General features: G+C 59.8%; 16 protein-coding genes. 3 read left to right on the plus strand and 13 right to left on the minus strand.

The window, feature by feature from the left end:
• Window positions 1-41: 41 nt before the first annotated feature.
• Window positions 42-494, minus strand: coding sequence for an MlaD family protein (locus P5689_RS14630; protein WP_023977274.1), 453 nt, complete (start codon window positions 492-494; stop codon window positions 42-44).
• Between the two features lie 128 nt (window positions 495-622).
• Here P5689_RS14630 and P5689_RS14635 point away from each other — a divergent pair, with 128 nt between their 5' ends.
• Together P5689_RS14635 and P5689_RS14640 are read left to right on the plus strand one after the other, a co-directional pair.
• The gene (locus tag P5689_RS14635; protein WP_285533709.1) at window positions 623-1,468 is read left to right on the plus strand and encodes an undecaprenyl-diphosphate phosphatase; all 846 of its coding nucleotides are present in this window, start codon (window positions 623-625) and stop codon (window positions 1,466-1,468) included.
• A 199-nt stretch (window positions 1,469-1,667) separates the two neighbouring features.
• On the plus strand, window positions 1,668-3,086 hold the full coding sequence (locus tag P5689_RS14640) for an amino acid permease (RefSeq protein WP_285533710.1): 1,419 nt from the start codon (window positions 1,668-1,670) through the stop codon (window positions 3,084-3,086).
• A gap of 209 nt (window positions 3,087-3,295) precedes the next feature.
• Here P5689_RS14640 and P5689_RS14645 read toward each other — a convergent pair whose 3' ends face one another.
• From P5689_RS14645 to P5689_RS14690, 10 genes are all read right to left on the minus strand, one after another.
• A complete protein-coding gene (locus P5689_RS14645; RefSeq protein ID WP_285533711.1) occupies window positions 3,296-5,017 on the minus strand; it encodes a dihydroxyacetone kinase family protein in 1,722 nt (573 codons plus the stop codon).
• A gap of 62 nt (window positions 5,018-5,079) precedes the next feature.
• Window positions 5,080-6,102: an ABC transporter permease gene (locus tag P5689_RS14650; RefSeq protein ID WP_285533712.1), complete on the minus strand. Its 1,023-nt coding sequence runs from the start codon at window positions 6,100-6,102 to the stop codon at window positions 5,080-5,082.
• Window positions 6,092-7,597 carry a sugar ABC transporter ATP-binding protein gene (locus tag P5689_RS14655; RefSeq protein WP_285533713.1) on the minus strand — a complete coding sequence of 502 codons (1,506 nt, stop codon included), beginning with the start codon at window positions 7,595-7,597 and terminating at the stop codon, window positions 6,092-6,094. Before P5689_RS14655 ends, P5689_RS14650 begins: the two co-directional genes overlap by 11 nt.
• A 17-nt stretch (window positions 7,598-7,614) precedes the next feature.
• A complete protein-coding gene (locus P5689_RS14660; RefSeq protein WP_285533714.1) occupies window positions 7,615-8,541 on the minus strand; it encodes a substrate-binding domain-containing protein in 927 nt (308 codons plus the stop codon).
• A 32-nt stretch (window positions 8,542-8,573) separates the two neighbouring features.
• Window positions 8,574-9,041, minus strand: coding sequence for an RpiB/LacA/LacB family sugar-phosphate isomerase (locus P5689_RS14665; protein WP_122049638.1), 468 nt, complete (start codon window positions 9,039-9,041; stop codon window positions 8,574-8,576).
• A gap of 22 nt (window positions 9,042-9,063) precedes the next feature.
• A complete protein-coding gene (locus P5689_RS14670; protein WP_122039460.1) occupies window positions 9,064-9,891 on the minus strand; it encodes a DeoR/GlpR family DNA-binding transcription regulator in 828 nt (275 codons plus the stop codon).
• Window positions 9,888-10,652 carry a triose-phosphate isomerase gene (locus tag P5689_RS14675; protein WP_285533723.1) on the minus strand — a complete coding sequence of 255 codons (765 nt, stop codon included), beginning with the start codon at window positions 10,650-10,652 and terminating at the stop codon, window positions 9,888-9,890. The genes P5689_RS14670 and P5689_RS14675 overlap by 4 nt, the downstream gene beginning before the upstream one ends.
• Window positions 10,653-10,841: 189 nt before the next feature.
• Complete coding sequence (locus tag P5689_RS14680) at window positions 10,842-11,798, minus strand: hypothetical protein (RefSeq protein WP_285533724.1); 957 nt, start codon at window positions 11,796-11,798, stop codon at window positions 10,842-10,844.
• 29 nt (window positions 11,799-11,827) lie between these two features.
• Window positions 11,828-13,519, minus strand: coding sequence for a glycerol-3-phosphate dehydrogenase/oxidase (locus P5689_RS14685; protein ID WP_285533725.1), 1,692 nt, complete (start codon window positions 13,517-13,519; stop codon window positions 11,828-11,830).
• Between the two features lie 73 nt (window positions 13,520-13,592).
• Window positions 13,593-15,314, minus strand: a complete 1,722-nt coding sequence (locus P5689_RS14690) for an FGGY-family carbohydrate kinase (protein ID WP_285533726.1) — start codon at window positions 15,312-15,314, stop codon at window positions 13,593-13,595.
• Window positions 15,315-15,608: 294 nt separating this feature from the next.
• Between P5689_RS14690 and P5689_RS14695 the strand changes: the two genes are divergently transcribed.
• Window positions 15,609-16,424 (plus strand): DeoR/GlpR family DNA-binding transcription regulator, encoded by an 816-nt coding sequence (locus P5689_RS14695; protein ID WP_062164535.1) that lies wholly within the window; start codon window positions 15,609-15,611, stop codon window positions 16,422-16,424.
• A gap of 92 nt (window positions 16,425-16,516) precedes the next feature.
• Here the strand turns inward: P5689_RS14695 and P5689_RS14700 are convergent, their stop codons facing one another.
• Window positions 16,517-17,569, minus strand: coding sequence for an NAD(P)-dependent alcohol dehydrogenase (locus P5689_RS14700; RefSeq protein WP_285533728.1), 1,053 nt, complete (start codon window positions 17,567-17,569; stop codon window positions 16,517-16,519).
• Window positions 17,570-17,712: 143 nt separating this feature from the next.
• Entirely contained in the window at window positions 17,713-20,865 is a 3,153-nt protein-coding gene (locus P5689_RS14705; RefSeq protein ID WP_408868555.1) for an efflux RND transporter permease subunit, read from the minus strand.

Consider the following 20,865-nt stretch of genomic DNA (forward strand, 5'->3'; position numbering starts at 1 on the left):
GCCCGCCTTGTTGGATCACCCCCATTCAGGGGCGATGCGGCCTACTGGATGCCGGACCCGAAGATATAGTTACTGACCTGCTGCTCAAGCGAGGTGGGCGCCTGGGTGTTGGTGATGGTGCCATCAGACGGCAAACGCTCGCGGGACGTGCCAGGCTCGATGGCCAGAGCGTTTTCCGAGGTCATCGTCGGGGCCGCGATCGTCAGGATCGTGTCTGAAGGCAGCGACAGATGGCGGTCGATGGAGAAATCGACCTGTGCCATCTGTGTGGCCGGGTCGAGGCTGATTTTCTGGACCGTGCCCACGCGAACTCCCGCCAGCACGACGGCAGCGCCTGCGTCCAGCCCATTGGCAGAAACGAAGCGGGCATGAAGCTTCTGGGTGTCTCCTGACGGGCCATGTCGCTGTGCCACGGCAAAGACAGCAAAGCCCGCTGCGATAGCCAGCACCATTGTGCTGGCCAGAATCGCGCCGCCCCGGTTTTTTGCTGCCATATCTGCGTCACCTGCCTGTTATATCAGCGGAACTCTTCGCCCGAGTTGCGGTGACGGTCAAGCGCGGGCTTGCGATCCGTGCCGCAGTAAGGCAGGAGATGGAAACATTTATTTCATACTGAGCTGACATGACGCTGCTTCAAGCACTGGTTCTGGCCATCGTCCAGGGACTGACCGAACTCTTCCCCGTGAGCAGTCTCGGCCATGCAGTCCTCCTTCCCGCCCTGCTTCACTGGAATCTGGACGAGCGGAGCGAGCTGTTTCTGCCATTCCTGACGATGCTGCATTTTGGCACGCTGGTTGCGCTTTTCTGCTTCTTCTGGCGTGACTGGCTGGCCGTCTTCACCGGTGCAATCGGGCTGCATGGCGCGGCCCGCCGAGAGGAAGCCATCCGTATTCTGGTGCTTCTGGTTGTGGCCACCATTCCGGTGGTCATCTTCGGTGCGGCGTTCGAGCACAAGCTGAAGGTCATTTTCGGTACGCCTGCTGCTGTGGCGATCTTCCTGATCCTGAACGGTGTGATCCTGCTCGTTACCGAGTGGATGCGGTCTTACAAGGGGCGTATGCCCCAGCGTGCCATTGCCGATATGTCGGCCCGCGATGCGGTGGTCATCGGGCTGTGGCAGTGTCTGGCGCTCTTCCCCGGCATCTCGCGTTCGGGTTCGACCATCAATGCGGGGCTTGTCTGTGGGCTCAATCACGAGACCGCTGCCCGGTTCTCGCTGCTCATGGCGCAGCCTGCGGTTCTGGCTGCGACAGTGCATGAGGCATGGCAGCTCCGTCATATGAGTGTCAGCCCAGACATGATCCGCATTTCCATCATTGCGGCTATCGCGGCGGGTGTGACGGCGCTCATCAGTACGGCTGTTCTGCTGCGTTATTTCCGCAATCATGAGCGTTGGGCGTTGTCGCCTTTCGCCTTCTATTGCATGGGAGCCGGTGCCGTCTCCCTCGTCGCACTCGTTCTCTTTTGATAACGAAATAATTTCCACTTTGACAGCCGATCCGGCATGATCGGCTTTTCCACTATGGGCGATTAGTATCATTCCTGACCTGGCCGAACCTCCACCCTCCGCATCGAACTCCGCAAGCCGACGCAAGACGCTCGAACAGGTCACGGCTGATTACGAAACCAACGGGCTCAAGCGCTCGCTGACGGCCACGCAGCTTGTGATGCTCGGTGTCGGCTCCACAATCGGCGCCGGCATCTATGTCATGACCGGCACAGCTGCCGCCGAGTATGCGGGGCCGTCCATTCTTGTCTCATTCATCATCGCGGCGCTGGCCTGTCTCTTTACGGCCTTCTCCTACGGCGAACTGTCCTCCAGCCTGCCTGTGTCGGGGTCGGCCTATTCCTACGCCTATGTGTCGATGGGTGAGAAAGCGGCCTGGACGGTCGGGTGGCTTCTGCTGCTCGAATACGGCATCTCCTGCGCTGCTGTCGCGTCCGGCCTGTCAGGTTACGCCACGAGCCTGCTTTCAAGCTTCAACATCCATGTCCCGGCGGCACTCAGTCAGGCAACCTTCCAGACCGTGCCCGGAAGCGGCGGCATGGCCATCACTTCGGGCTGGCGGTTCGACCTTGTCGCGACGCTGGCCATTGCGGTGGTGACGGCTTGTCTGGTGCGCGGCGTACAGGAGTCAGCACGCGTCAACATGGTGATCGTGTTCATCAAGGTCGGGGTGCTTTTCCTGTTTGTCGTGTGCGGTCTTTTCGCGCTGCATCCCTCTTACTGGCATCCATTCATTCCTGAGTATCGCGGCGGGTTCCAGTACGGCATCCCCGGCATGTTCCGAGCGGCTTCGATCATCTTCTTTGCCTATGTCGGGTTCGAGGCCGTCTCGACAGCATCAGCCGAGGCGCGCAACCCGCGCCGTGATGTTCCGATCGGGATTATCGGCAGCCTTGTGATCTGCACAATCGTTTACGTGTGTGTGGCGTCCATCCTGATCGGTATTGTGCCCTACCAGCAGCTCAACGTGGCCGATCCGCTCGCAATCGCCGTGCGCGCCATGCATCAGCCGTGGCTTGCCCTGTTCGTCAATCTCGGCGCCACGATCGGGCTTTGCTCGGTATTGCTGGGCCTGCTTTACGGGCAGACACGCATCTTCTTTGCAATGAGCCGCGACGGGCTGCTCCCCCCGATCTTCGCGTATGTGCACAAGCGCTACCACACGCCTTGGACCGGGACGATCCTGCTGGGTATTCTGGTAGCTCTCGCCACGGCGACATTGCCGATTGACGTGATCAGCGATCTTGTCAGCATCGGGACAGCAGCCGCCTTCGGTATTGTGTGCTTCACGGTCATCTGGCAGCGCAACAAGCACCCCGATATGCCAAGAAGCTTCAGTGTTCCGCTGGGGGGCGTCACCATCAGGGGATGGTGGATTGGCGTCACCCCGACGCTGGGCATCCTGTTCTGCCTCGTGATGATTGCGCCGCTTTTTGCCGACATGGCCCGCGCCCTGATGCACGGCAATCCGGTCCCGGCCCTGTTGCTGATCGCTTATGCAGGGCTCGGATTTGCGACCTACTGGTTCTACTCCCGGCACAACTCCCGCTTTGCCACCGGAGGATCATCCTCTCCCTGAGGCATGACGTGCGGGTGTCTGACGAGGGGCCGTTTTTCCGCCGCTCATGACGTTACCCACAGATTTGGTGGATGCGTTCGTGGGCAAGCTTGTGGATAAGCTGGGCATGGAACGTGAATAAGGGGGGCATGAGAGCCCCCCTTTCCAGCTTGCTTCAGTTGGTCTTGAACGCAGTGGCCTCATGAGCCACCGTGCTTCACCTTGCGATGTTACTTCACAGCGAGCGAGGCAAGCGCTTCACCCACGACACGGGCACTAAGCGCCATCGAAATTGCACCAGCGTCAGGATAGCCCTTGCTGCGCTCGCCATGGGTGCGTGCGCGACCCAGTCGCGGCAGGAGGTCTTTCGTCGCCTCGGCAGCGGTGGTTGCTGCCTTGGCGGCCTCGTTCCAGGCTTTCGAGACGTTCTCTCCCTGGCGCAGACCCTGCTCGAAGCGTTCCACGAGGGGGACCAGAGCATCCATAAGGGTCTTGTCACCTGGCTTTGCCTTGCCAAGGGCTGTAATCTTTTCCATTGCGCGACGCAGGCCGGTTGAAAGGCTCTGGGCATCGGGCACGGCAGAGTCATCGAAGGCTGTGCTGAAGGCGAACAACCCTGCCCCCCACAAGGCGCCCGATGTGCCGCCGGCACGATCCGCCCAGGCATCTGCTGCCGCTGCGAGCACTGTCGCAGGGCCCGCCCCGGCCTCAACAGCGGCCAGTGCGGCCTTGGCCGAAGCAGCCGCCCCACGGGCCATTCCTTGTCCGTGGTCGCCATCGCCCGCATGGGCGTCGATCTGCCCAAGCTCGGCCTCGGCCTCTGTCAGGGCGTGTGAGAGCTTGACCATGATGGAGGCCACGCAGCGACCGCCATCTCGTCCCGCATCGGTAAGCGATTTCATGTAAACGGCCGGGGCATCTGTCAGCACCGACAGGGCATGGTCCTGCACGCGGGTCACCGCGTTGCGGCGAAATGCCGCGCTATCCACCGGGGCACACCAGAAACGCTCGAGCTCTTCATCAAGCCATGTGATGGTCAGTGAGCATCCGGCCATATCGAGGCTGGTGATGTATTCCCCGGCGATGGGCGCGACCAGGGTATATCCGGCATTTTCGAGATAGGGGATGATCGCTTCCCACAGCACGAAAAGCTCTTCATATTTTGTCCCGCCCAAGCCATTCAGCAGCGCCGTGATGCGCGATCCCGCCTTCGGGGGTGCTTCCTTCAGCAGACGCTCGCACAGGATGGCAGCCAGCGCTTCGGGGCGCATGAGATCCTGCTCATCAATGCCCTGCTCTCCATGAACACCAAGGCCGAGCGCAACCCGGCCATTTGGAACGTGGAACAGCTTCTCGGTTTCACCGGGCAGGGTGCATCCGTCGAAGGCCACACCGAAAGAACGTGTGCGCTCATTGGCGCGCTGGCCCACCGCCTCGACCTCGTCGAGGGAGAGACCCGCTTCGGCCGCAGCCCCCGTGATCTTGAAAACAGGTACGTCGCCTGCCGTGCCGCGACGTCTGCTGGCCTCCTCGGCAGGGGCGCTTGCGATGTCGTCCGTTGTGGCGATCATCCGGGCATCGATCCCCTCGGCGCGAAGGCGCTCAGCGGCGATACTGAAGTTCAGCACGTCACCAGCGTAATTGCCGTAGCCGAGGATAACGCCGCCACCCAGATTGGCCTGCCGGGCGATGCGCAAAATGGCCTGCGTAGAGGGCGATGCAAAGACGTCACCCGCCACAGCCGCATCGGCAAAGCCGGTGCCGACATAGCCGTTGAAGGCCGGGAAATGCCCGGACCCGCCGCCAACCACCAGAGCCACCTTGCCCTTGGCGCCAGTCTGACTGCGCAGTACGCCGCCACGGACCGGCTGGACGATGTCGCGATAGAGGCTGGCAAAGCCACGCAGGGCTGATGTCGCAAAATTTTCGGCGTCACCACAGATCTTGGTCATGAAAATATCCTCGATAGGGTCCGCGATGAAGGCACTGGGTGACCCCCGCAGGGGCCCCCATGTCAGGCCTCGCGGTTGAAATAGCGTCTTGCGATTGAGTCGAAGGAAATGGCGGCGACGACGATCCCGCCGCTGACGATCGATTGCCAGTAGGGCGAAATGCCGAACAGCACGATAACGTTCTCGATAATGCCTATGATGACCGCGCCCAGCACGGCGCCGAATGGGCTGCCAAGGCCGCCTGTCGTGGCGACACCGCCGATGACGGCCGCTGCGATGGGGGCAAGCACCCATGTATCGCCAATGGAAGGCTGGGCTGTGCCGAGGCGGGCGACCATCACGATACCTGCCAGTGCGGAAAGGAAGCCTGCCGTTGCGAAAGCGCAGACGCGAATGGCGTCCACCCTGATGCCAAGCATCCGGGCGGCGGCATTGTTGCTGCCAATGGCATAGACATAGCGCCCCAGCGGGGTGCGGATCATGACGAAGGAAACGATCGCAAGGCAGACAAGCAGGATCACGAAGGGCACGGGCAGACCGAACATCATGCCACGACCAAGGAAACCGATATCACTCGGGATCCCGGTAATGGCGACGCCCTTGGTGAGCACCAGATTGGCGCCCCCATAGACACCGGCCATGCCGATGGTCAGCACCAGCGAGTGCAGGCGCAGCCTGGTGATGAGCAGGCCATTGAGCAGCCCGCACCCCGTGCCGAGCGCGAGGCAGAGAATGAGGGAAAGCCACGGGTTGAGGCCTGCCTGAACCATGAGCAGGCCACCTGCCACCCCGGCGAGGCCACCAATGGCACCGACGGAAAGGTCTAGCTCACCGAGGATCATCAATATGGCCTGACCAATCGTGACGAGCCCCACGAAAGCCAGCGAGCGCGCGATGATCTTCATGTTGAACGCGGTCAGGAAGTGCGATGACAGCGAGCAGGACAGCACAAAGATGACCACCAGCGCCACGATCACACCGCAGAGCGGGTTGGCCGCCAGAGCCTTGATGCGGGCGCCCGCGCTCGGGGCTGCCGCGACCGCTGCGCCATCGGGCTGGGGAAGCGTTGAGGGTTCATGCGACATGTCTGGTCTCCGGTGAGCCAATGATCGAGGCGACCAGCGTGCTGACATCCGTCTTGTCGTGCTCGAAGGAACCGTTGATACGGCCGGAATAGAGGGTGATGATGCGCGTGGCGCAACGCTGCAATTCGTTCATTTCGGACGAGACGAGAATGATCCCGACGCCCTCTTCCGCAAGGCGTTGCATGATCCGGTAGATCTGGAACTTGGTGCCGATATCGATGCCCTTCGTCGGCTCATCGAATATGAGCAGGCGAGGCTTGCGCGCCATGGCACGGCCGATGATCGCTTTTTGCTGGTTACCGCCTGAAAGAAACATGATCTTCTTCGCCGCTGACGAGGTGCGGACATCGAAACGCTGGATGATCTCACGGACGATCTCTTTCTCCCGCCTGGGGGAGATCAGCCCGCCCGTGGAGATGTCATCGGTGACAGCGAGCGCGATGTTTTCGCGCACACTGAGCATCGGGAAGATACCGTGATGCTTGCGCTCTTCAGAGAGGTAGATCATCCCGGCCTTGACGGCTTTATCGGGCCTGTTGGGGGCGATGGTCTTTCCATCAAGCATCACCTGGCCGCTCCGGACTTTGCGGAAACCGAACATGGCCTGCATGATTTCGGAACGGCCTGCGCCAACCAGTCCCGCAAAGCCGAGGATTTCGCCTTTTTTCAATTCGAAGGAGATATCCTCGAACCCGGGCCCGCACAGATTCTCCACTTTGAGGATCGTCTCGCCCGTGCGAGAGGCCGGATCGGACTGGAATTGTTCGTCCAGCTTGACCGTACTGCCCGACATCAGGCGGATCAGTTCGTTTTCGGTCATGCCCTCCATCGGGAAGCTGCCAACACTGCGACCATTGCGCAGCACGGTGACCGTATCGCCCAGCGAGAAGATTTCCTCCATCTTGTGCGAGACGAACACGATGGCCACGCCCCGGTCGCGCAGATCACACACGATGCGGAAAAGCTGTTCTGTCTCGCGGGCTGTCAGCGATGAGGTCGGCTCATCGAGGATCATGACCCCGAAATCTTCCTGGGTCGCCGCGCGGGCAATCTGCAGAAGCTGCTGATCGGGCACGCTGATTTCGGCAACCTTCTGATCGGGGCGCGCATGAATGCCAAAACGCGCGATATACTCGGCGGCCTTGGCCTCCATGGCCTTTTCGGAAACGGTGACTGTGCCGAAGCCCGAGCGGGCAAACGGCATGAACATGTTTTCCGCAACGGTCAGGTAGGGGAAGAGATTGAGTTCCTGGGGGACATAGGCCACCCGCCGGAAAAGCCTGTGGTCGTGAAGGGCATCGGCATCGTCAATCACCAATGTCCCTTCATCGGGTCTGACCAGACCAGAAAGAGTCTTGATGAGAGTGGATTTGCCCGCCCCGTTTTCCCCGGCAAGGATATGCACCTTGCCGGGTTCCAGGGTCAGGTCGATATGGTCAAGCGCTACGACACCCGGATAGGTCTTTCGTATGCCTGTTGCCTTGAGAAGGACCATGGCCCTGCTCCCATCGCTTACTTGGTGAGAGTCGCTTTGGTGATGATGTCGATGCCCGTATCGATGTTCTTGGGCGTCTGCTGGCCCATCGCCTTCTGCCAGGCGGCGATTACGGCCCAGTAGCCCTGCATTTCAGGGCGGCTCGATGCCGAGGAATCCACCACGCCATCCTTGATGAGCTGGAGCATGTCACTCAGGTTATCGAGCCCGACTTCCTTAACCTTGCCTACCTTGTCGCTTTCGCGAATGGCCTGACCGATACCCACGGGGCCAGCCGCATCACAGGCGACCCAGCCGCCAAGATTGGGGTGGGCCTGCATGATGGCCGAAGCCTGCTTCTGAGCCGTCTCAATGCTGTCATTGTCGATGCCCGTAGCAACGACCTTGATGTCGGGATATTTGGCAAAAACCTTGAGTTCACAACGGGCGCGCAAGGCATGATTGGGGGCGGTTGGCACACCCATCATGATGGCGACCTCGCCCTTGTGATCAATCAGCTTGGCCAGCCGTTCAGCCGCCAAAGTACCCTGCTCGCAGAAATCCGCCCCGACTGCCGTGATATCCATGCCTTCGGGAGGAAGGGAGTCGAACACCGTCATCGGGATCTTCTCGTCAACCGCTTCCTGCATGGTGGAGCGATTGCCCTTCTCGTCGAGAAGATCGAGGATCAGGCCATCAGGATGTGTCGCAATGGCCCGTTCGATGATGTCGTTCTGGGTCGAGACATCGGCCGTTTGCGGTGCACGATATTCTACCGTGATGGTGCGACCGGTTGCCTTGCTGAGCAGTTGGGCAGCCGACTGGGCACCATTATTGGCCTTGTCGAACCAGGGATGCACGGCTTTCGGTATCATGACGAAACGCATAGGCCCGTTCTCCGGGGCCGCATGAGCGGCCAACGGAGCGAGAAGGAGGGATGCGGTAGCGAGCAGGACTTTTTTCATGAAATCAGACCTTATGTGGTCGTGTTAATCCATTACTTGCAGGCGTTTGGCGAATACTTCTTATCGAGAGCATCGATGCCATCGACGTTCTTCTTGGAAGCACTCGCCGGGTCGAATTCTTTCGCCAGGAAGGAATCGACAATCGTCTTGGCCAGCTCGGCCCCGACGACACGTGCGCCCAGTGTGATGATGTGGGCATTATTCGACAGGGCGGCGCGCTCGGCCGAATACGCATCGTGAGCCTGAGCGGCGCGGATACCAGGGATCTTGTTGGCCGAAATCGCAACCCCGATACCGGTGCCGCAGCACAAGATGCCGCGCTCGTATTCTCCTGAGAGAATGGCGTGACCCACGCGCTCGCTCAGTTCCGAATAGAGCTCGCTTTTCGCATCGACGGGGCGTGAGAGATCGACCGCATCGACACCCTTGGCCTTGAGATGGGCCACGATCTGCTGGGCCAGACCCTCACCGGCGCTGTCGCCACCAACTGCAATTTTCATGATCGTTTTCCTTGATCGTATTTCAGGGGGATGGAGAATGCGAGGTGGGCGCTGCGTCATCCAGATGGGCGACATGCAGGTTGATGCCAGCATCAAGCATTCGGTTCTTCTGGCTTTCGGACACACCTGAATCGGTGATCACGACATCAAAGTCAGAAAGGCTGGCCAGACGGTTCAATGCGGTCACATCGAATTTCTGGCTGTCGATCATCAGGATACGACGATCGACAATTTCCATGAGGGCCATCTTGCACTTGACGATCTCCTGCTCCTGATGGAACGCGCCGAGATCGCGCACGGCAGAGACGGACATGAAGAGCGTATTGGCCCTGAGTGATTTGGTCCCCTGTTCGCACAGGATGCCGAGAAAGGCATCGAAGCGGGGGTGATATTTGCCACCCAGCGATATCAGGCTGATATCACGTGCGCCTGCAATCTGCGTTGCAATTCCCATGCTGTTTGTCAGTACAGTGAGCGGCATGCCTGAAGGCAGGTTTTCAGACAGGATGCGCGAGGTGGTGGAATCATCGAGTGCGATGATATCGCCAGCCTTGATAAATCCTGCAGCAAGGCGGGCAATGGCCTGTTTCTCGCGCGAGGCACGGCGCATGCGATGGACGACGCTCGTTTCCATCACGCCGCTGGCCAGCATGGTCACACCGCCATGCACTTTGCGCACCAGCCCCTGCTCGGACAGGGCATGGAGGTCGCGATGGATGGTCATGCGGCTGGTCGAGAAACGATCCACCAGTTCCTCGATCTGCGCACCCCCGTTTTCGAGCACGTAGTCCAGAATCTCGCGTCGTCTGGCCGAGACGGCCTTGCTCTCGACCCCGGTCGCGCCGCTCATGACGCAACAGACCTGATGATGGCCTCGAGCCCCGAGGGATCCCAGGCCGAGCGGCCGATAAAGACACCATCCACATCGCTCAGTGCCGTGTAGCGGGCGGCGTTATCGAGCGAGACACTCCCACCGTAGAGAAGGGGCACACGCCGCGCCTGCTCTTCTCCCACGAGTTCGACCAGCACCTGGCGCAGGCGCTTATGGGCGATATCGACGAAATCCGGCTCGGCCGCCCTGCCCTTCGCGCCGATTGCCCAGACGGGCTCATAGGCAAGAAGCACTGTGGCGATTTCATTCGATGTGAGATCGTGAAGCGCCATCTTGGTCTGACGGGCCAAAGTCTCGTGCGTCACATTGAACTCATATTCCTCGGCGCTGTCGCCGATGCAGATGAGCGGCCGCAGGCCGTGACGGATGGCGGCGCGGACCTTCAGGTTGACCGTGATATCGGTCTCGCCGAAATGCTCCCGTCTTTCGGAATGGCCCAGCTCAATCAGGTCTGCCCCGCACTCGCGCACCATGCGAGGGGAAATTTCACCTGTCCATGCGCCCTCTTCCTCCCAGTGCATGTTCTGCGCACCGACATGCCAGGCCGTGTTTTGAAGATGCGATGCTACTGTTTCGAGAGAGGTGAACGGGGGAATGACGAAGGGGGTAATCCTGTCCGGCACTACCATGTCGGCAATTCGGGCAGCCGCGTCGCGGGCAGCCCCTGGCCCCTTGTTCATCTTCCAGCTTGTTCCGACCCAGAGCGACTTTTGGGGCATTGCTTCCTCTTTCTGCACAGCACGACGGCCGGTTCGTAACGTCTTGATGTTAATCTATGGGAGGCTTTAACATTTTTATAGAGAAAATATCACTTTGATCGTTCACATTGATATGAACGGATTGACCGAAAAGGCAGATTTCGGGACTATATTGTATTGTTTCAGCGGTTTGACGATTTATGCCTGATGTTATCTTGAAAGCCGTAATTCTGTGATCTCACAATCGTCACGGACACAAAGGCGCGGTGTCATCCCTCGTTCCGCGAGGCCCTGATGGTAGAATTCCACGGCCTGAGCAGGCGTTAGAACACCATCGGTCACGCTTCTCATCATGCCGAGCATCAGTACCGGGTCTTCGGCGTGCAGGATCTTGCGACCAAAAAGCGCGGCCCTTGCCCCTGCCTGCTGCGCCTGTGCGAGTAGCTCCAGGCAGTCGCGTGTGGTGCCGCTTCCGCCTCCCATGATGCCAATCACAATACGTGGGTCGAAGCGGCATAGGGACGACAGGCTCTCCGTCGTGTTGAACGGAATCTTCAGCAGAAGCGGCATTTCATCGCGACGCATTCCTGCCAGACAGCGTGTGATCATGTCGTTGAGGAAATCGCCGAAATCGTCGGGATCGATATCCGTCTGGTTGGGATTGAAGACCTCCAGAAAATACTCGAAACCCGTTTCGCTTGCTTCCCTGCGAAAGGCCCGGAACTGGTCCAGAACCATGACATCGTGGCTGGCCTCGCCATCGAAGGTCAGCGAATACAGGCCGAAATGGCAGAGTGCCTGATCGAGCGTAGCGGTCCTGAAAGGCAGCGATTTCTGGCTTTCATAGGTGCCGGCGCGGATGCGCCAGAGATCCGAACTATCATTGGCGCGCACGGCAAGCTGTATGTCGCGCAGCGTCGTGACGTGCGACGCCAGAAGATCCTCATGGGTTGAAACCGATACCAGAACCATGTCCACCAGGTCATGCGACACGATATTATGGATGTCCGCCAGAAACTCGGCCTTGGTCATCATCCCCTGACCGGGGCGGCAGAAGGCCGACATACCGCCGGCCATATCCGCGTCACGTGCATCGACCAGAATAAAGTCGTCGCGCGTGTCACATTGGGCCCTCATACGGGCAAGCTTCTGGCGGAACCGATTCATGAATGTCCTCTCAAGCCGCGCATTCTCCCTCAGGCAGCCTGTGCGACGGCGCTGTTATCGGTCAACCCATGCTGTTCGCAGGCAATATGCCAGCATGTTTCAGCCTGGGTGCTGCGTTCAGCCTCCGACCAGCCAAGCGGGGTGGCGATGAGCGCGCATATCTCGCCGATGACAGCGCGATTGAGCGCACCGCGCAGGGCAATTGGCGTGCGTCGGTAAACAATATCGTTGACGCTGCGCACGAGTTCTTCGTTTGCCACATAGAGAATTTCGTTGCGTGTGTATTCGGGAAGGCTCGCGAGCGGCGCATCGGGCGTTCGCGCACAATATTCCGCCACCCGTTCGGCTAGGGTGCCATAGCGCTCGAACAGCAGTGCTGCACGAGCCTCGGTCAGGCCATGTCTGCTGGCAAGCTGACGCAGATAGGCAGTTTTTTTGCGCGAGGACGGATAATTCGTCCCCCCTCCGATCGGACGCTGACGCGAAGAGCACACTCTCTTTTTGTGCAGCATGCAGAGCGTCTTGTCGGCCACTTCTTCCGCCAATCCACGGAATGTGGTCCACTTTCCGCCAACGAGCGACAGAACAGGGGTGATGCCTGCGTAATCCGTGTGGATGATGTGATCGCGGCTGATTGCACCAGGGTCATCAGCATTGCTGGCGGGGAGCGGTCTGACCCCGCAATAGCGATAGATGACATCGCTCTCACCGATGGTGAATCCGGGGAACAGTTCGGACAGCATGCGCAGCATGTAGGCTTGCTCGTCCTGCGAGCACTGCGCCGTATCGGGATCTTTCACAGGGATGTCAGTCGATCCGACCAGAATGTGCCCGAGGAAGGGATAAGCCAGGCAGATACGCCCGTCGGCCGTGCCGAAATAGACCATTTGCCCGTTGAGCTCGCGCAGCAGGCCCTCGTGACGGATGACGAGGTGGGACCCCTTGGTGCCACCGATATAGCGCGTCGTAAGCCCCAGCGCGGCATTGACGCTGTCGATCCACGCGCCGCCCGCATTTACGATGAGGTCGGTTCGTACCTGCTCCTTGCTGCCGGTCAGGCGGTCACGCAAGGTCAGGGTGCCCTCACTGAATGCCTCAACCTCGCTATAGGTCTTGATGGCGCAGCCGAGATTCAGTTTGAGCGCGTCTTCCACACATTCAAACCCGAGCCGCTCTGGCTGGGAGATCGCAGCATCGTAATAGCGCCCGGTCGCGATGACCTTGCGCGACATGTGCGGCCAGTTCTGCCGGACTTTCTTGCCAAGCGTGAGCGAATGGCGGGGCATCACCCTGGCCCGTCGCCCAAGGAAATCGTAGATCTGCATACCGATCTCGGTAATCAGGACCCCACGATCCGCAAGTTTGCTCTTGAGGTGAAAAAGCCTTTTGACGGAAGGGACAATGCCGCCGAACCATGAGTGGATCGGGATCACCGTTGGCAACGCCGTTACCAGATGCGGGGCATTGCGAAGCAGCAGGTTTCTCTCGAGCGTCGACTGCGCCACGAGACGAAATTCCCCTGTCTCGAGATATTTGATGCCACCATGAATGAGGCGCGAAGGAGCCGCAGAGGCTCCCGCACAGATATCCTCGCGTTCGATGAGCAGGACATTCACGCCCTGAAGGGCCAGTTCACGAAAGAGGCCGACCCCGTTGATGCCAGCACCGATGATCGTCACATCGAAATGGGCTGAGTCGAGATGTTCGGCAGAATGGGTCATGGGGTGTTCGGGTCCAGTATTGTCTTGAGCATTTTCATGATCGAGCGAGAGCCGGCGTTCGTGATCGGGCGTTTCAGTGTTGCAAAGGGATCGAACCGATCGGTACGGCAGGCGCTTGAGTCGCGGCGATTGCCGCGGTCATGGTCTGTGTGATGGTCGGGGCTGTTGCGGCCTCCGAGGGCGGAGGCGCAACCTTTCCGCTCCCCGGCATTGCTAGTGAGGGCGCGGCTTCAGCGGCCAGATTTTCAGGCAGCTTTTCGTGCTGGGGCTCGGCCTTCGGGTAATCATCACCCTGATCGCTGTGCAGGGATGGCCAGAAGGGCTCGAGCACGCGGGCTATGGCCAGATAGCGGCCATAAACGGCGTCATAGTATCGCGCGAGCGCGGCGTCGGGCTCGAACTGACGCGGCTGCATATGCAGCGCGTCCACGGCCCCTTCCAGTGAAGGAGCGAGACCACAGGCGACAGCAGCTGTCAGGGCTGCGCCGAGGGCGCCGGCCTCTCTCACGGGAGACGTCATGACAGGGCGGCCGAGGATATCGGCAAAGAGCTGGCCAATTTCGGGGCGGCGGCTGCCTCCTCCCGAAATGCCGATTTGACGCACCCCGCCCGTTTGCAGCAGATCCTCCACGTGGTGACGGTGATTGAATATCGTGCCCTCGATCATCGCGCGGAAGAGATCGGCCCTGTCGTGCCAGGACTGGACGCCGAGGAAGGAGGCGGTGGCGGGCGTCTCGAAGGGGGAGCCAAACAGGTAGGGATGGTAGAGCGGTATCTGACGCTCGGTGCGGCCCGTCGCAAATTTGGCGATGGTTGCTTCAATGAGCCTCGCAGCAGCCTCGGGGTCGTCAGGTGCCACGTAACGTGCCATCCATTCCAGATTGCTGGCCGAGGCAGGCGAGATCGCCATGCAGTTCCACAAGCCCTTGCGATAGCCGGCGCGGCAGGCCCACTCGGTGCCGATCACCGGGTGGTCACGCAGGACCTCGTTGATCGAGAACGTTCCGGCCGTGACGGTCATGTCACCGGGGCGAACCTGACCCAGCCCGACAGCGGCCGCTGTCACATCATGCAGGCCAGCGGAAACGGGCGTACCCTCAGCAAGGCCCGTCAGGGCCGACGCCTCTGCGCTTATCGTGCCTGCCAGAGCGCATGAATCGAGCATGGGTGGCAGGGCGGCCGATATTTCCGACAGACCGAGCGCAGAGAGGATATCAGGGCTGTAACTCTGGCTGTGCAGGTCAGTAAAGGCGGTGCTTGCCTCCGTGAGATCGGTGGCAATCTTTCCGGTCAGGCAGTAACGCAGCCAGTCCTTTGCAAAGAACACGATTCCAATCGAGGCAAAACGCTCGGGTTCGTGGCGCTTGATCCAGGCAAGCAATGTGGTGGCGGAGTACGGATAGGGGCGCTGCCCGGCCACCGGCATCATGCGATCGAGCAGCCCTTCGCTCTTCCACCCGTCATGAATACCGTAGGCGCGGCTATCAAGCGACATGATGCCGTGACCGAGCGGTTGCTTGTTTCGGTCGAGCAGGAAGAGCCCGTCACCATGCGCCGTTACCCCTACGCCAGCGATATCGGTGCCCGTCAGCCCTGCATCGGCCAGCGCGTCACGTATGGTAGAAGCGACAATGCGCCAGGTTGCAGGCATATCACGCTCGACATGGCGCGGCGTATCGGTGATCTGTGCGACGCGCGCCTGCCCGAGACCGACGATCCTGCCATCTGTTGCGAAAATCACAGATTTGGCGCTCGACGAACCGCAATCGATCCCGATCAGATATCCTGTGCTCATGACCAGGCTCCGTTCTGGCAAGAGGGGTGGTGATCTGACTATAAGGCTTAAACCGTGCGTAAATGTTTCGATAATCACAATGCAGTGCGATATATGATACGATTTGTGTCATCGCGCAGGCGATCACTGCACTGTTGAGCGTGATGACAAGTTGTTGCCCTGGTTGAGAAAGCCACGCGCAGCGGCACAACCCTCTCTTGCTGGCATGAGATATTTGTGATATTTTTGTTATCTATCGATTGGTCTGCTTGGTCCATCGGAACAAACCAAATCTGTCAAAGGCAGTTCTTCAAGATGAGTGATGACCCCAAGCCAGCAGCCGCGCTCGACGGTTTTTCCGGGATCAAGCGCCAGAACCTGAAATCACGTCAGCAGCAGATTCTCGATCTGCTGTTCGAGCAGGGGAATGCGAGTATCGAGTTTCTCGCGGAGCATTTCGATGTCAGCCGTATGACCATTCATCGTGATGCCCATGCGCTGGCGAGTCAGGGGCTGATTGACAAGATCCATGGTGGCATCACGCTCAAGAACCGTGCCCGTACCGAGAAAAACGTTGCCTATCGTCAGCATCGCGCCGCCAATCTGAAAAAGGCGATCATCCAGCGTGCCGTGTCGATGATTGAGCCCGGCCAGGTCATTATTCTAGATGACTCGACCACGGTCGCCGAGATGTTGCCGTTGCTGCCTGCCCGGGCACCGCTGACGGTCATTACCAATGCGGTCGGGGTCGTTCAGGCTCTGGCCCCTTTCCCCGGTATCAAGATCATCTGTCTGGGGGGTGATTACAGCAACTCACGCAACGCGTTCTTCGGGCTGGTGTGCGAGCAGGCTGCGCGCTCACTGCGCGGCAATATCATGTTCATGTCCACCTCCGTGATCTCGGGGGACACGGCCTTCCAGAACGATCAGGATGTCGTGAAGGTCAAGCGTGCCCTGATGGATATTGCCGATCAGTGCGTGCTTCTGGTGGACAGCACCAAATTCCGGCAGGGCGGTCTGCACCGCCTGACATCGCTGCAGGAATTCGACCGTATTCTGACGGATAGCCAGATCAAATCCGATACGCTGTCAGATCTTGAAGCCGCTGGTATTCCCGTCGAGATCTGCTGAAGCTTCTCGTCAGCCGGCGCGAATGGTCGTTCCAGCGTGAACCAGCGACGAGGCCGGGCAGGTAGCGTCCCCTGCCCGGCCCCTTACCACAATCAGGCGTTTTCGAGCGTCGCCATATCGATGACGAAGCGATACTTCACATCCGATTTGAGCATGCGCGAATAGGCGTTTTCAATCTCATCCATCGCGATCATCTCGATATCCGAGGTGATGCCATGCACGCCGCAGAAATCCAGCATTTCCTGCGTCTCGGCAATGCCGCCGATCAGCGAGCCGGCAAAGTTGCGGCGCTTCATGATCAGGCTGAATACGCTGACGGGGAGCGGATTCTCGGGAGCGCCCACCTGTACGAGCGTTCCCTCGCGCTTGAGCAGGTTCAGATAGGCGTTGATGTCATGATCGGCCGCCACTGCATCGAGGATGAAGTCGAAGCGACTCGTTTCCTTAGCCATCGCTTCCGGGTCCTTGGAGAGCACGACTTCATGCGCGCCAAGACGCAGGCCATCCTCGACCTTGCTTTGCGATGTCGTGAAAAGAACCACCTCGGCACCGAATGCCCGAGCGAACTTCACGGCCATGTGGCCGAGTCCGCCAAGGCCAACAATACCCACGCGCTGGCCCGGGCCAACTTTCCAGTGCTTGAGTGGTGAGTAGGTTGTGATACCCGCGCAAAGCAGAGGCGCAACAGCCGCGAGTTCGAGGTTTTCCGGAACCTTGAGAACAAATCCCTGATCGACCACTACGGCCTTGGAGTAGCCGCCGAAGGTGATACCGCGCCCCTGACGGTCTTCACCGTTATAGGTGCCGACAAAGCCGACCTCGCAATATTGCTCGAGACCTTCCTTGCAGCTGGCACATTCGCGGCATGAATCAACCATGCAGCCTACGCCAACAAGATCGCCAACCTTGAACTTGCTGACAGACGCGCCAGCCTCGCTGACGCGACCAACAATTTCATGGCCGGGCACGCAGGGATAGATAGTGTTTCGCCATTCATTACGGGCCTGATGAATGTCGGAATGGCAAACGCCGCAATAGAGAATGTCTATACGGACATCGTCAGGACCGGTGTCGCGACGATCAAACTTGAAGGGAGCGAGGCGCTCAGAGGCACCTTGTGCCCCGTAACCGATACAGGAAAGCATCGAGATTCTCCATCCTGGCCCTGGGCAGAGGAACGTCAAACACCCCAAAGACGATCGCCGTCTCTGGGGTGTCTGCCAATAAGCCTTCGATGTTAACGTCTCGTCAGGCTCGCGAGTTCATTTCCTGCGCCTGCTCAGAGTGTCTATTCAGCGAGGGCCGAGCTATCCTGGGTCCGGCGCTCACGCCAGGCCGAAAGCCTTATATAGAGGGTTGGCAAGACAAGAAGTGTCAGGGCCGTGCAGGAAATCAGCCCGCCAATCACCACACTCGCCAGCGGCTTCTCCACCTCGGCGCCCTCGCTCATGGAAAAGGCCATCGGGAAGAAGCCGAGACACGCCACCGTGGCCGTTGCCATGACAGGGCGGAAACGCTCCCGCGCCGAGGTGACGGCTGCGGTAACAGCGTCGAACCCCGAAAGCCGCTTGTCACGAATGTAGGAAATCAGCACCACGCCATTAAGCGTCGCGACACCGAACAGAGCGATGAACCCGATACCAGCCGAGATGCTGAATGGCATGCCACGAACCCAGAGGGCAATGATGCCGCCTGTCGCAGCGAAAGGCAGGTTAACAAACACCAGAGCCGCGAGCCAGATATCGCCAAGGGCAAGGATGAGCAGGCAGAAAATCAGGACCAGTGTGATCGGGACGACAATTTCCAGACGCGCCACCGCGGTTTGCAGATTGCGAAACTGGCCGCTCCATTCGATCCTGTAACCCGGCGGGAGCTTGATCTGGCTTTTGACCGCGCTCTGCGCTTCCTGCACGAAGGAGCTGAGGTCGCGGCCACGCACATTGGCCTGTACCATCATCCGACGCTCTCCCTGGTTGCGCCGGATCGCTGCGGGACCGTCACGCAAGGTGATGTCGGCCACCTGATCGAGCCTTACCGAGTGGTCGTCGCGGGTCAGCACGGGAAGCAGGCGGATATCATTCAGATCATCACGTGATTCTGCCATGATGCGCACCTCCGTGGGGATCAGCGCATCCTGCAGCGAAACTGGAGGGCCTACGTGGCCGCCGATGGATTCCACGACATCGAGCACTTCAGATGTATCGACGTTCAGCCGGGCTGCAGCGGTACGATCCACATCGATGTGCAGATACGGGATCGTGCCGACATCCTGCGGGGCCACGTCGGCAGCACCATTGACTAAATCGACCACGCGGGCCGTCTGGCTGGCGAGCTTCATCAGTGTGTCGATGTCCGGACCATAGATGCCTATGGCAATCTGGGAGCGCACACCCGATTGCAGGTCATCCATGCGCATCTGGATAGGCTGGCTCCATGAATAGAGCGAGCCGGGGTTGTTTTTGCGCAAGGCGGCATCGAAGGCGCGTATCAGCCCTTCCTGTGTTGTGGCAGTTTTCCATTCGCTGCGCGGCTTGAGCAGAACATAGGTATCAGACTGCTCGCCACCCTGAGGATCGGTCGGGATGGCGGAGGTGCCGCTATTGCTCACCAGCATCCGGATATCAGGGAATTGCCTGAGTGTTTTCTCGATCTGGGTGATGGCACGCAGCGAGGCGTCGAGCGAGATGCCAGGCAGACGTGTCGAGGTGACGATCAGATCACCTTCCTGCAATTGCGGGATGAATTCACCGCCGAGCCGTGTGGTCAGGCCAAGCGATACCACCAGCACAAGCAGGGCGATGCCCACCACCATACGCCCATGATCCATGCACCAGCGCGAGGCCGGGGCAAAACCGCGGCGCAGAAAGCGGATGAAATAGGTATCGTGCTCGGTCCCTGTCAGCGCTTCCGTATCAGAAGGATGCGCCTCATTATGGGTTTCGTGCGCGGACGCGTGATGAGGCTTGATCTTCATGATCAGTGCCGCAAAAGCAGGCACGGCGACCAGCGCGAAGATCAGCGAAGCAACAAGCGCGAGGATGACCGTCTGGGCCATGGGGCGGAACATTCGGCCCTCAACGCCCTCCAGCGTGAGCACCGGCAGATAGACCATGATGATAATCAGAATGGCGAATATGACCGGTCGCGCCACCGAGCGCACCGTCTCGGCAATACGCCGTGTAAGCGGTACGTCGTCACCAGCCTGACTGGAAAGCACGCTCTCGACAATCACGAGGGCGCTATCGACCACCATCCCGAAATCGATGGCACCAAGGCTCAGCAGATTGGCGGAAATGCCGAGGTGACGCATGCCCACCATTGCGGCCACCAGAGAAAACGGAATGACTGAAATGATCACGAGCGAGGCACGCCAGTCGCCGATCACGACCAGAAGCACGACCAGTACGAGGATTGCGCCAAGGACAAGGTTTTCCTTGACGGTGTGAATGGTCACATCTGTCAGGGTGGCGCGGCTGTAATAGGGTTCAAGTGTCACGCCTTCAGGGAGTGAGGCGACGATCTGAGGCAGGGCGGCCTTGATGCGCGACAGCGTGGCCTTGGCATTGGCCCCCTGCTGCAACAGGACCACGGCATTGACGATTTCGCCCTCTCCGTCGCGCGTGACACCACCGAGCCTCGGGAGACGCCCCTCACGCACTGTGCCGACATCGCGCACATGGACCACGCCGCCATTGGGCATGCTGCGTACCTGCACCTCGCCCAGTTCATGCAGGCTGTCGATCAGCGAGCGCCCGACAATGATGTTCTGCTCGTCGTTATGTTCGATCCACGCGCCCCCGGCGGCCTCGTTGTCACGATCCACCGCGTTGAACACATCCGACACCGAAACCTGGAACTGACGCAGCGCCATGGGGTTGAGCGCGACCTGGTAGGTCTGTGACGCGCCACCATTGATGTTGACATCGATCACACCGGGGATCAGGCGCAGCTTGGGCACGACGTTCCACGTCATGATCCGGTTCAGCGTGGCCAGTGAGCGACCTTCGCCGTGAATCTGAAGCTGCAGGATCTCGCCCATGCCGGTGGCCATAGGCCCCATCGTGATGGCGAGATTGCGAACAGACACGGCAGCGCGGGCCTGATCGAGCCGCTGCGCCACGAGCTCGCGCGCCCTGTAGATGTCGGTGCCGTCATTGAACTGCAGATAGAGCACGGAAACGCCGGTACGTGAGACCGAGCGCATGGAATCCACCCCGACGATACCGGACATGACGGTCTCTATGGGGAAAGTCACCAGACGCTCGACCTCCTCTGTCGGCAGGCCGGGTGCGCGCACCGAGATGAGCACCTGCCGGGGCGAGATATCCGGCACCGGCTCGACAGAGAGCGAACGCAGATCCGCGATCCCGGCGATCATGAAAAGGACGACCGCACCGAGTATGGCGGCGCGCCCCTTGAGGAGGGCGAGCATGAATTTCAT

Origin of the sequence: Asaia sp. HumB (assembly GCF_030263835.1) — a bacterium.
GTDB lineage: Bacteria > Pseudomonadota > Alphaproteobacteria > Acetobacterales > Acetobacteraceae > Asaia > Asaia bogorensis.

Bases quoted from the DNA above. Each gene is read 5' to 3' on its own strand.
- P5689_RS14630 (WP_023977274.1), bottom strand. From the start codon at position 494: ATGGCAGCAAAAAACCGGGGCGGCGCGATTCTGGCCAGCACAATGGTG.
- P5689_RS14635 (WP_285533709.1), top strand. From the start codon at position 623: ATGACGCTGCTTCAAGCACTGGTTCTGGCCATCGTCCAGGGACTGACC.
- P5689_RS14640 (WP_285533710.1), top strand. From the start codon at position 1,668: ATGCTCGGTGTCGGCTCCACAATCGGCGCCGGCATCTATGTCATGACC.
- P5689_RS14645 (WP_285533711.1), bottom strand. From the start codon at position 5,017: ATGACCAAGATCTGTGGTGACGCCGAAAATTTTGCGACATCAGCCCTG.
- P5689_RS14650 (WP_285533712.1), bottom strand. From the start codon at position 6,102: ATGTCGCATGAACCCTCAACGCTTCCCCAGCCCGATGGCGCAGCGGTC.
- P5689_RS14655 (WP_285533713.1), bottom strand. From the start codon at position 7,597: ATGGTCCTTCTCAAGGCAACAGGCATACGAAAGACCTATCCGGGTGTC.
- P5689_RS14660 (WP_285533714.1), bottom strand. From the start codon at position 8,541: ATGAAAAAAGTCCTGCTCGCTACCGCATCCCTCCTTCTCGCTCCGTTG.
- P5689_RS14665 (WP_122049638.1), bottom strand. From the start codon at position 9,041: ATGAAAATTGCAGTTGGTGGCGACAGCGCCGGTGAGGGTCTGGCCCAG.
- P5689_RS14670 (WP_122039460.1), bottom strand. From the start codon at position 9,891: ATGAGCGGCGCGACCGGGGTCGAGAGCAAGGCCGTCTCGGCCAGACGA.
- P5689_RS14675 (WP_285533723.1), bottom strand. From the start codon at position 10,652: ATGCCCCAAAAGTCGCTCTGGGTCGGAACAAGCTGGAAGATGAACAAG.
- P5689_RS14680 (WP_285533724.1), bottom strand. From the start codon at position 11,798: ATGAATCGGTTCCGCCAGAAGCTTGCCCGTATGAGGGCCCAATGTGAC.
- P5689_RS14685 (WP_285533725.1), bottom strand. From the start codon at position 13,519: ATGACCCATTCTGCCGAACATCTCGACTCAGCCCATTTCGATGTGACG.
- P5689_RS14690 (WP_285533726.1), bottom strand. From the start codon at position 15,314: ATGAGCACAGGATATCTGATCGGGATCGATTGCGGTTCGTCGAGCGCC.
- P5689_RS14695 (WP_062164535.1), top strand. From the start codon at position 15,609: ATGAGTGATGACCCCAAGCCAGCAGCCGCGCTCGACGGTTTTTCCGGG.
- P5689_RS14700 (WP_285533728.1), bottom strand. From the start codon at position 17,569: ATGCTTTCCTGTATCGGTTACGGGGCACAAGGTGCCTCTGAGCGCCTC.
- P5689_RS14705 (WP_408868555.1), bottom strand. From the start codon at position 20,865: ATGAAATTCATGCTCGCCCTCCTCAAGGGGCGCGCCGCCATACTCGGT.